At 34.9% G+C, this 18,866-nt stretch carries 4 protein-coding genes (1 of these 4 running past the window's edge); all 4 read left to right on the top strand.

What is annotated here, in order from left to right; translation table 11 throughout:
- Tightly spaced (each overlapping or abutting the next), the 4 genes in view from CVU84_08515 to CVU84_08530 form a layout consistent with a single transcriptional unit that may run on beyond the window.
- Positions 1-11,262: a hypothetical protein gene (locus tag CVU84_08515; GenBank protein PKM94957.1), complete on the top strand. Its 11,262-nt coding sequence runs from the start codon at positions 1-3 to the stop codon at positions 11,260-11,262.
- Positions 11,259-15,680 (top strand): hypothetical protein, encoded by a 4,422-nt coding sequence (locus CVU84_08520; protein ID PKM94958.1) that lies wholly within the window; start codon positions 11,259-11,261, stop codon positions 15,678-15,680. Before CVU84_08515 ends, CVU84_08520 begins: the two co-directional genes overlap by 4 nt.
- Positions 15,677-17,926, top strand: a complete 2,250-nt coding sequence (locus CVU84_08525) for a hypothetical protein (protein PKM94959.1) — start codon at positions 15,677-15,679, stop codon at positions 17,924-17,926. The genes CVU84_08520 and CVU84_08525 overlap by 4 nt, the downstream gene beginning before the upstream one ends.
- Positions 17,910-18,866 carry the 5' portion of a hypothetical protein gene (locus tag CVU84_08530; GenBank protein PKM94960.1) on the top strand. Its footprint extends 12,588 nt past the window's final position, so 957 of the gene's 13,545 nt are visible here — the first part of the coding sequence; its start codon is at positions 17,910-17,912; the stop codon falls past the right edge of the window. Before CVU84_08525 ends, CVU84_08530 begins: the two co-directional genes overlap by 17 nt.

The following is an 18,866-nucleotide window of genomic DNA, read 5'->3' on the forward strand; positions in this document are numbered from 1 at the left end:
ATGAATAATAATAAACTAGACAATACCAAGGGTAAGGTGTATTTTAGTGCTGAAACAGTGGATGAACTATCTTCAACAAGCCATGAGAATAGTTCTCAAAATATGGATAATATTTACACAAATACTACAAACGACGTAAATAGCCAAGTAGGTAAAGAGAAAATAGTGATTGCTTCAACTTTTACAGCTGAACCGTTATTACCGAGTTTAAAATTTTGGATAAGCGAATTAAATTTATCTTTAGACATAGAATTCGCGCCCTATAATCAAGTTTTTCAAGAACTACTTAATCCAAGTAGTTGTATTGCTATAAACAACAGAGGTATGAATGTCATTTTAATGAGGTTTGAGGATTGGCTTCGTTTTCGAGAAGAAGATAGCCAAAAGCAAAATGATTCAAACACATACCTTGAAACGACATTAGATAACTTTATTACTTCAATTAAATCCCATAGTAAGAGATTAACTACAACTACATTCGTATTGATTTGTCCTTCATCGACAGACTATAACCCTGATTCAGAGTGGTATAGTTTGTTTTGTCAACTTAAAAATAAGCTAGTTCATGAATTAAATGATTTAAATAATATAGATATCATAAATACATGTGATTATGATTTTCAATATGGGATTAAAGAAATTTTTGATCCTATAAGAGATCAGCTTGGTCATGTTCCTTATACATATGAGTATTTTAATATGATTGGGACCTTAATTAATAGAAGATTCTATCAGTTGAAAAATAAAGCTTATAAGGTGATTGCATTAGATTGCGACAACACATTGTGGGAAGGCATTTGCGGTGAAGTTGGTCCCAATGGTGTAAGGATTGAGGGGGCTTATCTACAATTTCAACGCTTTTTAGTCCAACAAATGGAAAAAGGGATGTTGTTGTGTTTGTGTAGTAAGAATGTTGAGGAAGATGTTTGGCAGGTTTTTGAAAAAAAGGCTATGCCATTAGAGCAACAGCATATTGCAAATAGTAAAATAAATTGGGAAGCAAAGTCGAAAAACCTCAAGGAGTTAGCTAACATTCTAAATTTAGGATTAGATAGCTTTATATTTATTGATGATAATCCAGTGGAATGCGCAGAGGTGAGAGGAAATTGCCCAGAGGTTTTAACTGTTCAATGGCCTGAAGCTTCTTGTGATAAAGTACAGTTACTGAATCATTTATGGGTATTGGATCATTATTCGGTTACTAAAGAAGATCAATCGCGTACACGATTGTATCAAGAGAATATATCAAGAGTGGAGTTACAGGAGACGTGTTCTGATTATAGTGACTTTTTAAATAGTTTAAAACTTGAAGTCACAATAAATACAATGACAGAATCTAATTTACCGAGAGTATCTCAGTTGACTCAAAGAACAAATCAGTTTAATTTTACAACGATAAGACGTAAACCTCAAGAGATAGAACAGCTGATTTCCGAAGAAAATTATGAATGTATGACTGTAGAGGTAGAAGATAGATTTGGAAGTTATGGTTTAGTTGGGGTTATGATCATTAGAGAAGAATTACAGATACTTATTGTTGATACTTTTTTGTTGAGCTGCAGAGTTTTAGGACGTGGAGTTGAATATATCATGATGTCTAAGCTTGGCGAGATAGCAAAGGAAAGAGAACTTAGTAAGATCGAACTATTGCATTGTCAAACATCAAAGAATAAACCTGCAGAGCAATTCATTGAACAAATTGGAGGACAGTATAAAAACGAGATAGAAGATACTTCAACCTATTATTCTTTTCCAACACAAGTACTTGCAAAGCTTGAAATGAATACAACTTTGTTAAATCAAAACAATAAGAAACCCGAATTGACACATATAGAGTCGAGGGATACACATTCACTATCATCTGTAAGAGAAAAAGAAATGATAATAGAACGTATTTACAAAGAAATACCAGATGTTATGCGATTAAGCAAAGAAATAAATAGAGTTATATATGAACCAGGTCAATTGATAAATAATTCTGTAGGGAATGGGGAGATTACCGTGGAAAGAAAGTTGTCTAATGATACTAATTCAGAGATAAGAGAGAGCTACCAAGCAGTTTTGCTGGAAATTATGCTTATTTTTTCTAAGCACCTAGAAATTTCAGTTGAAGAGTTAGATCCAGAGGAAGAGTTAGAGCAATATCAAATCGATTCATATAAAGTTATGGATATAATGGTTCATATAGGTGAAGCTTACAAAGGAATTCCGACTACATTACTGTTCGAGCATCGTAATATTAAAAGTATTGTTAAGTACATATTAGATCACTACAAAGAAAAAGTAGATGCAAAGAACCTAACTATTGATGATAACCTTCAATCAGTAATAAGCAGGTCGATGAATAATAAGATAAGAACTTGCAGTCCAGTTGATAAAATAATCAATGAAAATGAAAATGAAAATGAAAATGAAAGTATGGAAGAAATTGCAATCATTGGAATGAATGGACTATATCCCAAAGCAAATACAATTTCGGAGTTATGGAATATACTTGAAAATGGCAAGTCAAGCATAACTGAGATTCCAGACGATAGATTTAATAGAAAAGTATTATTTGATCCTTCTGGCAACGAAGCAGACAAGTCCTACAGTAAGTGGGGTGCCTTTATAGAGGATATTGATCGGTTTGAAGCAACATTTTTCAATATCTCTCCTAGAGAAGCAGAATTAATGGATCCACAGCAAAGACTGTTTTTACAAGTCGTCTGGGGTCTCTTAGAAGATGCGGGTTATACAGCTGAATTCATGGATAGAAATACAGGAGTTTTTACTGCAATAATAGCTGGGGATTATGGGACGCTTGCAGATCAAGCATCTCTAAAGGGGATTGGGGCTTATAGAGATACAGATTTTTATCAGATTCCAAATAGAATTTCATATTTCTTTAATTTTAATGGTCCAAGTATTGCTATAGATACAGCTTGTTCAGGCTCAGGAACAGCAATTCATCTTGCTTATGAAAGTTTAAGAAGAGGAGAATGTAATACAGCTGTGGTAGGTGGTGTGAATTTGTTTATTCATCCTAGTAGATGGATTCAATATTCTCAAATGCATTTTCATTCTCCGGATGGAGTTTGTAGACCCTTTGGTAATGGAGGCAATGGTACTGTATTTGGTGAAGGGATTGGGGCGGTTCTATTAAAAAGACTAGCTGATGCAAAAGCAGACAATGATCATATCTATGGTATTATTAAAGCAACTGCAATTAATTCTGGAGGTAAAACGAATGGGTTTACGGTTCCTAATCCTAAAGCCCAAGCAGAGATAATTTCTAAGGCACTTAAACAAGGAAAGGTAGATCCAAGAACTGTGAGTTATGTTGAAGCACATGGAACTGGTACAGCGTTAGGAGATCCAATTGAGATTAGAGGTCTCACTATGGCCTTTCAAGAAAATAAACAGTATTGCGATTTGAAGTTAGAGCCTCCTTACTGTGCAATTGGCTCAATCAAAGCGAATATAGGGCATTCTGAATCGAGTGCAGCTTTGTCGGGAATCATAAAAGTATTACTACAAATGAAGCACGGAATGCTTGTGCCTTCCTTAAATGCTTCAGAGTTAAATCCACGAATACCATTTGATCAAACCCCTTTTTATGTCCAGCAACACCTTCAAGAATGGATTAGACCTGTGTTATTTGAAGATGGGAAATCAGTTATTTATCCAAGAAGGGCAGGAATAAGCTCATTTGGAGCAGGAGGTTCCAATTCGCATATTTTATTAGAAGAGTATGATAATAATCTTAGTATTCCTAATAGTTTGTATGGCCCTCAAGTTGTGATTTTATCTTCCAAAAATGAAGCAAAGTTAAAGACTCTTGCTAAAAACTTGAAAATCTATTTAGAGAAGAATATGGTTTCAGAATTTGAGGTCAAGGAGGGTCTTGATAGCATAACATTACCTCAAATAGCTTATACGCTCCAAGTAGGAAGAACATCCTTTGATGAAAGAGCAGCTTTTGTAGTTTCTACGATTCCAGAATTAGCTCAACGGTTAAATAAATATATCGAGGGTAATTATAGTGAAGAAAACATTTGTTCAGGAAATATAAAGCAGGACAATAAAATACTAAAAAATTTACTTCATGGGTCCGAGGCTAATGTTCTTATAGAATCTGCCATTCATGAGGGGCATTTTTTAAAACTGGCACAACTGTGGGCGTTAGGTGTCGAAATCAATTGGGAGGTATTACATAAAGATCAAATCCCAGGTCGTGTTTCTTTACCAGGATACCAATTTGAAGGAGAAAGATTGTGGATACCTGAGTATGAAGCAATTGAGGCCTTACAAAGTCGACCTCACAATATGGATAAGCTCCATCCGATGATTGATAAAAACATTTCAACATTAGATGAACAGAGATTTTCCGTAGTATTTACAGGAAAGGAGTTCTTTGTATCAGAACATGTTATTGAAGGAAATAAGGTGTTTCCTGGTGTCGGCTATATTGAGCTGGCAAGAGCTGCAGGTGAACTATCAGGAATAGATCCTATTAGAAAAATAAAAGACATTGTATGGGCAAGACCTATAACAGTGAATGATTCTTGTGAGGTGCAGATTAGTCTTTATCCAGAAGATGATTCAATTGATTACGAGGTTAATTCGATTAACGATGATGGAATGGTTTTATTACACGGTCAGGGTAGATTGATCTTAGGGAGCAAAGATTTATTAACTGGTAGTAATCATAAAATAGACCTTCAGTCAATTAAAGAAAGATGTACAAAGTATATTAGTGGAGAGCAATTTTACAAGTGGTATTCAGAAACTGGGTTTAAATATGGAAATAGCTTTAAAGCAGTAACTGACGTATATGTCGGTAATAAAGAGACTCTAGCATATTTAGTATTTCCTGAGGATGGTACTACACAGCTAGAAGATATGGAACTTCATCCAACACTTATGGATGGGGCTTTACAGACAATCGCAGGATTAGTTGACCAAAAAGATACTACAACCTATCTACCTTTTGCCTTAGGTGAAATTGAGATTTTAGGAAAGCTTGAGAAAAAATGCTATGCATATGCTACATTAATAACTGATACAAAATATATGAGAAAGTATAACATCCAGTTGGTAAATGAAGAAGGTGTTATTTTAATCAACATAAAAGACTTTTCTCTTCGGGTGATGTCTGCTGAGGCGGTGGGTTCAGTAAGTGAAACACTTTACTATACTAGTAACTGGATACAAAGTAAGCTAATTGATAACGATAAAGTGATTTTAGGTGGTAACATTCTTATATTTGATCACGATAAGAGTCGTCTTAATGGTTTGGAGGAGAGCATACAAATTAGCACCAAAACAATTACTTATGTTAAACCCGGAACAAAGTATAATGAAGTGGGTGATGGTGAATATGAAATTAATCCCTCTAATGACAAAGACTATATAAAATTATTACATAATTTAAAGGAAAAAAAATGCATACCATCTATTATTCTCCATTTTTGGAGTAGGGATGCAAGAATCCATAAAGTAGGTACGATAAATAATGATGCTGAATTTATAGAAGACATGGATACTGACCCTAAACACTTGGGAAAAGAGCTTAAGACAAGTGTTTATTCGGTATACCATTTAACTCGTTCATTATTGGAACAAAAAATAGATACGCCAATTCAAATCGTTTATGTGTATGAAATTGATGAAAACTTTGGAAAACCACAGTATGAAGCAGTCAATAGCTTTCTAAAAACTATATGTCTTGAAACCTCAAAAATTGATTATAAGTCAATTGGATACGATACCAAGGAAAGCATAGAAATACAAAAATTACTACTATCTGAGTTAAAATCAGAGGATAAGGAAGTATTTTATCAGGATGGGCAAAGATTCACAAAGTCATTAAATGAAATAGATAAAATTGAAAGTGTAGCTAAGCCAAACGAATATCTTTTGAAGAATAAAGGCGTTTACCTTATTACAGGAGGTGCGGGAGGTTTAGGTTCAATATTTGCAGAGTATTTGGCAAAAGCTTATCAAAGTAGAATCATCCTTACTGGTAGATCTTTGTTAGATCAACAGCAACAAGAAAAAATTGATAGCTTGAAGAAATATGGTGCAGAAGTACTTTATATTAGAGCTGATATATCCAATAAAGAGGATGTTGAAAAACTGATTATTGAATCGAAAAAAGCATTTTGTCAAATTGATGGTATTATCCATAGTGCGGGCATAATAAATGACGCATACATCATAAATAAAAAAGAAAAAGAGATGGAAAAAGTAATAGCACCAAAAGTATATGGAACAGTATGGCTAGATGAAGTAACAAAAAATGAAGAATTAGATTTCTTTGTTATGTTCTCATCAATATCAGCAACGCTAGGAAATTCTGGTCAGACAGATTATTCGTATGCGAATTCTTTTATGGATTATTATGCAGTCAAAAGAGAGAAAATGAAACAACATCATAAACGATATGGCAAGAGCATAGCAATTAATTGGCCTTTATGGCGAGATGGCGGAATGAGAGTAGATCAAGAAACACAAAAGCATATTGAAAAGACAATGGGATTAAAGGCTTTAGAAACTCAGACAGGTATTGATGCGTTCATTTTCAGTTTACAACAAACTACTTCTCAATTAATCGTTGTACAAGGTGATAAGAAAAAACTAAGGAATACAATGAATAAAACTAAGGATAATGGTGTAAAGGAAACCAAAGCTTTAGAAATAATTGAGGTAGATGATGATGAGCTATTTAATAAGCTTCAGCGAGATTTAACTCATATCGTATCAGATATACTAAAGTTAAATGTTAAGGACATTGATCTAGATGAAGACATGAGTGGGTTTGGATTTGATTCGATTTCCTTTACGGGGTTTAGTAATAAGCTTAACGATAAATTTAATATTCATGTTATGCCATCCTTATTTTATGAGCATCCCTCTCTGTTATCACTTTTAAGATATCTTCTTATGGAATACAGAGAAATATTGAGTTGTTATTATGTAGATGTTGTTAAAACGGTTAATGTTAATCCAATTATGAACAATGAGGATGGTTTGCCAGCAATAGAACAAATGAAAACAAGAACTAGATTTAAGCTGCAAGACAATAGATTAAAAATATCAGATGCTTTAATGATAGAGAACGAACCAATTGCAATAGTTGGAATGAGCGGAGTAATGCCACAGTCAGATACTCTTGAAGAATTCTGGAATCAAATCAGGGATGAAAAAGATTTAATTACCGAAATTCCAAAAGATAGATGGGATTGGGAAAAAATATATGGGGATGCAAAGAGCGAAACCAATAAGACTAAAATAAAATGGGGAGGCTTCATGAAAGAAGTGGACAAGTTTGATCCGCTGTTCTTTGGCATTTCACCAAGAGAAGCAGAGCTTATGGATCCACAACAAAGAATATTCTTAGAAATAGTATGGAACACCTTAGAGGATGCAGGGTATAAATCAAAAGATATTGCTGGAACAAATATGGGCGTGTTTGTTGGCGTTGCAACGTCTGAGTATAGTAATCTTTTGAAAGATTATCACGTTGACATTCAATCACAGACTTCGACAGGAAGTGCGCACTCCGTTCTTGCGAACAGAATATCCTACCTATTGAATATTCATGGCCCAAGTGAACCAATAGATACAGCATGTTCGAGTTCATTGACAGCAGTTCATAGGGCAGTTGAAGCGATCCGACAAGGTTATTGTGATATGGCAATAGCTGGAGGGGTGAACGTATTAGTCACTCCTGAAAATTACATCGCCTTTAATAAGGCGGGGATGCTAAGTGAAGATGGAAGGTGTAAAACCTTTGATAAGAGCGCAAACGGTTATGTTAGAGGGGAAGGTTCAGGAGCTTTGCTTTTGAAACCATTAAGTCACGCGATAAAAGATGGCAATCATATTTATGGTCTAATTAAAGGCAGTGAGATTAATCATGGTGGACACGTTAGTTCGTTAACAACACCCAATCCAAATGCGCAAGCAGAGGTCATTTATAAAGCATGGAAGAAAGCGGGAGTAGATCCATCAACGATAGAATATATAGAAGCTCATGGAACGGGCACAAGCCTAGGAGATCCAATAGAAATCAACGGATTAAAAAAAGCTTTTGAGCAATTGTATTTAGATTGGGGTAAGAAACCAAGTGAGATCAAACACTGTGGTATTGGGTCTGTAAAGACGAATATCGGACATCTTGAAGCGGCAGCGGGTGTTGCTAGTATCATTAAAGTATTGCTTTCAATCAAGAATAATCAAATACCTGGAAGCATTCATTTAAACGAGTTGAATCCATATATTCAGTTAGATAAAAGCCCACTATATATAGTAAAGCGAACACAGGATTGGAAAAGCAAATCAGACGTTCCTAGGAGAGCAGGTATAAGTTCCTTTGGATTTGGTGGAACGAATGCTCATGTGGTTATAGAAGAATTCATAACACCAGAAGAAAGCATTTTAATGAAGGAAGAGCCACAGATCATTGTTTTATCTGCAAAAAACAAAGATAGACTAAAGGAATATGTAGAAATTTTAGTGAAGTATATCGAAAAGAGCAACACTACATCTGCCAATCATATGCTTGAACAAAAGCTTATACATCATATTGAGGAGGATGTGCTTAAAATAACTGCCAAGGTTATTGATGTTCCAGATTATGAAATAGATAACAACAAAACGTTAGATGAGTATGGTTATGATCCGGTTAATACAACAGAGTTGTATGCTAGGATATGGCAAATGTATAACATCGAAGAGGTGAAAGCATTAGCAGATCACTATGTATCTATCGAGTATATAGCACAGTATTTATATGAGAATCACAGAGATCTAATAATGAAATTTTACCCTCAAGTAGAAGTTGATTCCAATATACAAATAATAGCAAATATGAATTTATCTGATATTGCCTATACATTACAGGTAGGACGAGATACAATGCCTGAGCGATTAGCAGTAGTTGTTTCAGATATAGAGTTACTCCTTGAGAAATTAAATCAATATTTAGAAGGTAAGACAGATATAGAAGATTTATATGAAAGAAGTAATACATATAAGAAGAAAAAGAACTTTGATTTTATAGACGGTGAAGAGGGTAATGAATTTATTAAAAACTTAATTAAGAATAAAAGATTAACTAATATAGCGAAATATTGGGTTGATGGAGGTGAAATCGATTGGGATCTTTTACATCATAAGAACAATCAAAGACGTATATCACTTCCTACTTATCCTTTTGCAAGAGAAAGTTATTGGGCACCAGAGAGAAATATAAGCGTAGGTTACTACAATCAACAGGAAGCAATAAGTAAGTTACACCCTATGATAGATAGAAACACTTCTACATTAGAAGAGCAGAAGTTTACAACAGTATTTTCTGGGAAGGAGTTCTATTTTTCAGATCATGTGATAGCAGGAAATAAGATTTTGCCAAGAACAGCATATATTGAGATGGCAAGAGCTGCAAGTGAATTATCAGGAATAGATAATATTCAAAAAATAATAAATATTGTGTGGGCTAGTCCTATAATGTTAAATGACACTTGCGAAGTGCATATCTGTCTTTATCAAGAAGAGGATTCAATTGATTATGAGGTTCGTACGATTAATGACGATGGTTTGAGTATATTAAACGGACAAGGTACATTGATGTTAGAGGGCAAGGATTTTTCAAATGGTTATGAACAAATAATTGATATTCCATCAATTAGGCAAAGATGTACAAAGTTTATTAGTAGCGAGCAATTCTATAAGAGATATTCTGAAAATGGATATGAATATGGGAAAAGCTTAAGATCAATAAAAGAATTGTATATTGGTAATGGAGAAGTACTGGCACAGCTCACATTCCCAGAAGAAGTTACTACGCAGCTTCAAGATATCACACTTCATCCATCCCTAATGGAGGGTGCCTTTCAATCCGTGGCAGCTATAGTAGCTGAAGGAGATACAACAACTTATTTACCGTTTGAACTAGGCGAAATTGAGATTTTAGGTAAACTTGAGAAAAATTGTTATGCGTATACTACCTTAGTATCAGTTGATAGTAGCATGACAAAGTATAATCTTGAGTTAGTAAATGAAGAAGGAATTATTTTGATTAAAATAAAAGGTTTCTCGCTGCGGGCCATTTCTACAGAGGCTATTGTTGAAGAGAGCGAGACCGTTTACTACACGAGTAATTGGAAACAAAGGAAGTTGATTTATAATGAAAACAAGGTAGCTGTAGGGAACCTTCTTGTATTTGATCAGGAGGTAAGTCTGCTTAATGGGCTAGTAGATAGTACACAAATCAGTGCAAATACAGTAACATCAGTTAAACTTGGTGCAAAATTTGTTGAAGTGAATGAAGGCGAATATGAAATTAATCCTGCCAATGATAAAGACTATATGAAATTATTGCAAAGGTTGGAGGAAAAAAACCGCATACCGTCTACGATACTTCATTTTTGGAGTAAGGAAGTAAGGGGATTTAAAGAAGACACTCAATATAAAGAAGCTAAGATTGGAGTGAATGTAAATACTGACACTGGACACTTGAAAAAAGAGCTTGTTACAAGTGTTTATTCGATATACCATTTAAGCCAATCATTATTAAAGCAAAAAATTGACACGCCTATTCAACTTGTATATGGGTATGCAATTGATGAAAATTTTGGGAAGCCACATTTTGAAGCAGTTAAGGGCTTACTAAAAACAGCCTGTATTGAAACTTCTAAATTGAAGTATAAGTCAATCGGTTACGACACCGAGAATAGCTTAGAACTGCATAGCTTACTTATCTCTGAGTTAAAATCTGAGGACAATGAGGTGCTTTACCAAGGGACTCAAAGGCACATAAAATCTATTGTTGAAATAGATGAAATTGAAATTACAGCGAAGCCAAAGGAATCTCTTTTAAAGAATAAAGGCGTTTACTTGATTACAGGAGGTGCAGGTGGTTTAGGTCAGATATTTGCTAAGCATTTGGCGAAAGAATATCAAGCAAGATTGGTACTTGTGGGTAGGTCAAAACTTACGAAGGATAAGCAATCTCAAATTAATTTATTAAAGAAATATGGTGCTGCTGTAATCTATGTTCAAGCAGATATTTCTAAAAAAGAAGAGGTAGATCAGCTTATTACGAAAGCTAAAGATGAGTATAAAGAAATAAATGGTATCATCCACAGTGCAGGGGTTATTAGAGATTCTTATTTAATCAATAAAATAGAAGAAGAAATGACAGCAGTACTAAATCCAAAAGTATATGGGACTATGTGGTTGGATGAGGCGACGAAAAAAGAGCCGTTAGATTGAAGAGCGTATCAATTAATTGGCCTCTATGGCGTGAAGGTGGTATGAAGGTTGACCAGCAAACAGAAATATTGCTTCGAAAAAATTTTGGCTTTAAGCTTTTTGAAACTGAAATAGGAATTGACACCTTTGAATTAAGCTTATTACAGTCAGAATCACAGCTTATTGTATTACAGGGCGATAAAATAAAAATAAACAATGCGATCAAAGGAAATCAAGAGAAAGATGTAAAAGAAATAACGGTAAAAGCAACAAATACTATTGAAATACTAGAAGCGGATGAAAAGGATATTTTAAATAAATTACAGGGTGACTTAAAGCAAATCATTGCAGAAATTCTAAAGCTTCAAATAAAGGATATAGATATTGATGAAGATATGAGCGGTTTTGGATTTGATTCAATTTCTTTTACAGAGCTCAGTAACAAACTCAATGATCAATTTAATATACAGGTTATACCAGCCTTATTTTATGAGCATCCTTCACTGTTGTCACTTTTAAAATTCCTTTATAAAGAATATAGTGAAATATTGAGTTGCCATTATATTGATACCGTTAGAACTGTTAATATTAAGCCAATCATCAATGATGGGGATGGGATTCCGGTATTAGAACAAATAAAAGCAAGGACTAGGTTTAAGCCATTAAACAATAAAGCACAAACAACATCGTACGAACCAATTGCAATCGTTGGAATGAGTGGGGTAATGCCGCAGTCAGAAACCCTAGAAGAATTCTGGAAGCATTTAAAGGATGGGGAAGATTTAATTACTGAAATTCCAAAAGACAGATGGGATTGGGAAAAAATATATGGTGATGCCAATAGTGAAGAGAACAAGACTAAAATAAAATGGGGAGGCTTCATGAAAGAAGTGGATAAGTTTGATCCACTGTTCTTTGGTATTTCTCCAAGAGAAGCAGAGCTCATGGATCCCCAACAAAGAATTTTCTTAGAAACAGCATGGAAGACTATAGAAGATGCCGGATACAAGTCAAAGGATATTGCTGGAACAAATATGGGAGTGTTTGTGGGGGTTGCATCGTCTGATTATAGTAAGCTCTTGAAAGAATATAATGTTGCCATTCAGGCGCAAACTGCATCAGGAAGTGATCACGCCATTCTCGCGAATAGAATATCATACCTATTGAATATCCATGGCCCAAGTGAGCCAATAGATACGGCATGTTCTAGTTCGTTGACTGCAGTCCATAGGGCAGTTGAAGCGATACAACATGGTTATTGTGATATGGCAATAGCTGGTGCAGTGAATCTATTAGTGAGTCCTGAAAATTATATTGCCACTAATAAGGCGGGGATGTTAAGTGAAGAGGGAAGGTGTAAAACCTTTGATAAGAGTGCAAATGGTTATGCTAGAGGTGAAGGTTCAGGTGCGTTGCTTTTAAAACCGCTAAGCCATGCCATTAAAGAGGGTAATCATATTTATGGTCTTATTAAAGGCATTGAAATAAATCATGGCGGACATGTTAGCTCGTTAACCACGCCAAATCCAAATGCTCAAGCAGAGGTCATATTTAAAGCCTGGAAGAAAGCGGGAATAGATCCATCAACAATAGACTATATAGAGGCTCATGGAACGGGAACAAGTTTAGGAGATCCAATAGAAATAAATGGATTAAAAAAAGCTTTCGAGCAATTGTATATAGAATGGGGTAAGAAGCCAAGTGAGATCAAACACTGCGGCATTGGATCTGTAAAGACGAATATTGGTCATCTTGAAACAGCAGCAGGTATTGCGGGTATGATAAAAGTTTTACTTTCAATTAAAAATAATCAGATACCTGCAAGCATTCATTTAAACGAGGTGAATCCATATATCCAGTTAGACAATAGCCCACTATATATTGTAAAGCAAACACAGGATTGGAAAAGCAAGTCGGATCTTCCTAGGAGAGCTGGTATAAGTTCCTTTGGGTTTGGAGGAACAAATGCCCATGTTGTGATTGAAGAATACATGGAACCACAAAAAAGCCTTGTAAATAATCAAGAGCCACAAATTATTGTATTATCAGCGAAAAACAAAGATAGGTTAAAGGAATATGTTAAGGCTTTAGTAAAACATATTGAAACTAATAATACTAATTTATCTGATGTTGCATATACGCTACAGATAGGGCGTGATCCAATGCCTGAACGATTAGCAGTAGTGGCTTCTGATATTAAGGTACTCCTTGGAAAATTAAATTGCTATCTAGAAGGTAAGGCGGATATAGAAGATTTACATGAAAAAATGCCTACACAAAACAAGCAAAAATCCTTCGATTTTATAGAGGGTGAAGAGGGTATAGGAGAAGTGGATTGGGAGCTTTTACATGATAAGAGCAATCAAAGACGAATATCACTTCCTACATATCCCTTTGCAAGAGAGAGTTATTGGGTGCCAGAAAGAAATACTAGCTTAGGCGGTTACAATAAGCAGGAGTCAATAAGTGTGTTACACCCAATGATAGATAGAAATACATCTACATTAGAAGAACAAAAGTTTGTTACGGTATTTTCAGGCAAGGAGTTCTTTCTTTCAGATCATGTGATAGCAGGAAATAAGATTTTACCAGAATTAGCTTATATTGAAATGGCAAGAGCTGCAAGTGAACTATCTGGAATAGAGAATCTTAGAAAAATAAAAGATATTGTGTGGGCAAAACCTATCATAATAAATGATTCTTGTGAAGTGCAAGTTAATCTTTATCCAGAAGAGGGTTCAATTGACTATGAGATTAGTACGATTAATAATAATTGCTCGAGGCTAGTACACGGTCAAGGTAGATTGATAATAGGTAGCGAAAATTTAACAAATGGTTATGAACATAATATAGACCTTCAGTCGATTAAAGAAAGATGTACAAAGTATATTAGTAAAGAGCAATTCTATAAAAGATATTCGGAAACTGGATGTGAATACGGAAAGAGTTTAAAATCAATAAAAGAATTGTATGTAGGAGAAGGAGAAGTGCTAGCACAGCTCATATTTCCTGAAGGTGTTAATACACAACTTCAAGATATCAGACTTCATCCATCACTAATGGAAGGTGTCCTCCAGACGGTAACGACAGCAACTTATCTACCTTATGCATTAGGTGAAATTGAGATTATAAACGAGTTTAAAGAAATATGTTATGCATATTCTACTTTAGTATCAGAAAATGTAAATATAAAAAAATACAACATTGATGTAGTAGACGAAGAAGGGATGTTTATAGTAAGGATTAAAGATTTCACCCTAGAAGCGGTGAAAACAATTGATCAAACTGATGATGAAGTGCAAAGTGAGACACTTTATTTCACTAGCAAGTGGAAACCTTGTAGCTTAATTGAACATGAAAAAGAGACAATCGCAGGTAATATTCTTGTATTTGATCAGGAGAAGAGTTGCCTAAATGTGCTAGAAGATAGTATTCAAATTGGCATAAATACAGTAACTTACGTAAGATGTGGAACAAATTATACTGAAGTAGGTGAAAGCGAATATGAAATTGATCCTTCAAATTATAAAGACTATGTAAAGCTATTGCACTCTTTGAAGGAAAAAAACCGTATACCAGCTGTAATATTACATCTTTGGAGTAAAAAAGAGCTGAGTACTGACCAGGAACACTTGAAAGAAGAACTTATGTCAAGCGTTTATTCAGTATACCATTTAAGCCGTTCGTTATTGAAAGAAAAAATAGAAAATCCTATTCAAATTATATACGGATATTTTATTAACGAGAATTTTGGGAAACCACATTTTGAAGCTGTTAGTGGTTTGCTAAAAACAGCATGTCTTGAAAGTTCTAAAATTGATTATAAATCAATTGGCTATGACAACAAAAACAGCTTAGAACTACAAAGCATAATTATATCGGAGTTAAAATCCAAAGATAAAGATATTGTATATCAAGAGGGAGAAAGGATCGTAAAATCTCTTGAAGAAATAGCAGAAATTGAAAATAGTGTTAAAGAAAATAAGACACTATTAAAAGATAAAGGTGTTTATCTGATTACAGGAGGTGCAGGTGGGTTAGGTCAGATATTTGCTAAGCATTTGGCGAAAGAATATCAAGCAAGATTGGTACTTGTGGGTAGGTCAAAACTTACGAAGGATAAGCAATCTCAAATTGATTTATTAAAGAAATATGGTGCTGCTGTAATATATATTCAAGCAGATATTTCTAAAAAAGAAGAAGTAGATCAGCTTATTACGAAAGCTAAAGAGGAGTATAAAGAAATAAATGGTATCATCCACAGTGCAGGGGTTATTAGAGATTCTTATCTAATCAATAAAATAGAAGAAGAAATGACAGCAGTACTAAATCCAAAAGTATATGGGACTATGTGGTTGGATGAGGCGACGAAAAAAGAGCCGTTAGATTCGGGAAGAGCGTATCAATTAATTGGCCTTTGTGGAGAGATGGAGGTATGAGAGTCGATCAACAAACAGAAAGACTTCTTGAAAATACCTTAGGCTTTAGGCTTTTTGAAACGCAAACAGGTCTTGAAGCTTTCGAATTTAGCTTAAAACAGGCTGCATCTCAATTAATTGTTGTACAAGGGGATAAGAGTAAACTAAGGAATACAATTCATAAAACTAAAGAATATGTATTAAAAGAAATAGAGGTTTTAGAAATCAGTGAGGTAGATGATAACGAGCTATTCAATAAGCTTGAAAGAGATTTAACACACATTGTATCAGACATATTAAAGTTGAATGTTAAGGATATTGAACTAGATGAAGACATGAGTGAATTTGGGTTTGATTCCATTTCATTTACTGAGTTTAGTAACAGACTCAATTCCAAATTTGATTTGAAAGTTATGCCAGCATTATTTTATGAGCATCTTTCACTATTATCACTTTTTAAATATCTTATTAAAGAATACAGGGAAATATTGAGTTGTCATTATAATGATGCTGGTAGTACGGTTAATGCTAAGCTAAACGTCAAGACTGGGGATGCTTTACCGGCCGTAGAACAAATAAAAGCAAGGACTAGGTTTAAGCTATTAAACAATAAATTACAAACAACATCTTACGAACCAATTGCAATAGTTGGAATGAGTGGGGTAATGCCGCAGTCAGAAACCCTTGAAGAATTCTGGAAGCATCTAAAGAATGGGGAAGATTTAATTACTGAAATTCCCAAAGATAGATGGTCTTGGGAAGAAATATATGGTGATGCTAAGACGGAAGCTAACAAGACTAAAATAAAGTGGGGAGGCTTCATGAAAGAAGTGGACAAGTTTGATCCACTGTTCTTTGGTATTTCTCCAAGAGAAGCAGAGCTTATGGATCCCCAACAAAGAGTATTTTTAGAAACAGTATGGAAGACCATAGAAGATGCGGGCTACAAATCAAAGGACATAGCAGGGACAAATATGGGCGTATTTGTCGGCGTTGCTGCCTCTGATTATAGTAATCTTATGAAAGAACATAAGGTTGATATCCAGCCACAAACTTCAACTGGATGTGCTCACGCCGTTCTTGCGAATAGAATATCATACCTATTGAATATCCATGGTCCAAGTGAACCAATAGATACTGCATGCTCCAGTTCGCTGACGGCAGTTCATAGGGCAGTCGAAGCCATTCGACAAGGTTATTGTGATATGGCAATAGCTGGTGCGGTAAACCTATTAATCAGTCCTGATAATTTCATTGTCAATAATAAAGCAGGGATGTTAAGTGAAGATGGTAGATGTAAAACTTTTGATATGAGTGCAAATGGTTATGTTAGAGGCGAAGGGGCAGGTGCGTTGCTTTTGAAACCGCTAAGCCATGCCATAAAAGAGGGTAACCATATATATGGTCTCATTAAAGGGAGTGAAATTAATCATGGCGGACATGTTAGCTCGTTAACCACGCCAAATCCAAATGCTCAAGCAGAGGTTATATTTAAAGCCTGGAAGAAAGCGGGAATAGATCCATCAACAATAGACTATATAGAGGCTCATGGAACGGGAACAAGTTTAGGAGATCCTATAGAAATTAACGGCTTAAAAAAAGCTTTTGAGCAATTGTATATGGAATGGGGTAAGACGCCAAGTGAGATCAAACACTGCGGCATTGGATCTGTAAAGACGAATATTGGTCATCTTGAAACAGCAGCAGGTATTGCTGGGGTTATAAAAGTATTGCTTTCAATTAAGAACAATCAGATACCTGCAAGCATTCATATAAACGAGGTGAACCCATATATCCAGTTAGACAATAGCCCACTATATATTGTAAATCAAACACAGGATTGGAAAAGCAAATCGGACCTTCCTAGGAGAGCCGGTATAAGTTCTTTTGGGTTTGGTGGAACAAATGCCCATGTCGTGATTGAAGAATACATGGAACCACAAAAAAGCCTTGAAAATAATCAAGAGCCACAAATTATTGTATTATCAGCGAAAAACAAAGATAGGTTAAAGGAATATGTTAGCGCTTTGGTAAAACATATTGAAACTAACAATACTAATTTATCTGATGTTGCATATACACTACAGATTGGGCGGGATCCAATGCCTGTACGATTAGCAGTAGTGACTTCAGATATTGAGGTACTCCTTGAAAAGTTAAATTTCTATCTAGAAGGTAAGGCGGATATAGAAGATTTACATGAAAAAATGCCTACACAAAACAAGCAAAAATCCTTCGATTTTATAGAGGGTGAAGAGGGTATTTAGTGGAGGGGAAATAGATTGGGAGCTTCTATATAATAAGAACAGCCAAAGACGTATATCACTTCCTACATATCCGTTTGCAAGAGAAGGTTATTGGATACCAGCGGGAAATACAAGTGTAAGTGGCTACAATCAGCAGGAAGTATTAAGAAAGTTACACCCTATGATAGATAGAAACACTTCTACATTAGAAGAGCAGAAGTTTACAACAGTATTTTCTGGGAAGGAGTTCTATCTTTCGGATCATGTGATAGCAGGAGATAAGATCCTACCGGGAGTAACTTATATTGAGATGGCAAGAGCTGCAAGTGAACTATCTGGATTGGATCATATCCAAAAGATAAAAGATATTGTATGGATCAGACCGATTAAAATAGAGGAATGTTCAAGAGAGATTCAGATCTGTTTATACCCAAATCAAAATAACGTGGGTTATGAGATAAGTTCAATAAATGAGGATGGTACAAAGCTATTACATGGGCAAGGGAAAATGTTAATAGGTATGGAAAACACATTCTATAACAATGAGGAACCTATCAATTTGGAGTCCATTAAACAAAGATGTACAAACCATATCAGCAAAGAAGCATATTACAATAGGTACATAGAAGCTGGCTATGAATATGGAAAAAGCCTTCAATCAATGGAAGAAATATATGTTGGTAAAGGAGAAGCACTGGCACTGCTAATATTCCCAGCGGGAGTGAATACTCAGCTTCAAGATATCAGACTTCATCCATCTCTAATGGATGGTGCTTTTCAAACAATAGCTGCGTTAGTAGACGAAAGAGATGCAACTGCTTATCTACCCTTCGCACTTGGGGAAATTGAGATTATAAGGAACTTAAAAGAAAAATGTTATGCATATACTACATTAGTGTCAGAAACCTTTAATATCAAAAAGTACAACATTGACGTAGTAGATGAAGAAGGGATGCTTTTA

Source organism: Firmicutes bacterium HGW-Firmicutes-1, from assembly GCA_002841625.1.
GTDB lineage: Bacteria > Bacillota > Clostridia > Lachnospirales > Vallitaleaceae > HGW-1.

Coding starts and splice junctions, on each gene's coding strand:
- CVU84_08525 (PKM94959.1), top strand. CDS start 15,677: ATGAGAGTCGATCAACAAACAGAAAGACTTCTTGAAAATACCTTAGGC.
- CVU84_08515 (PKM94957.1), top strand. CDS start 1: ATGAATAATAATAAACTAGACAATACCAAGGGTAAGGTGTATTTTAGT.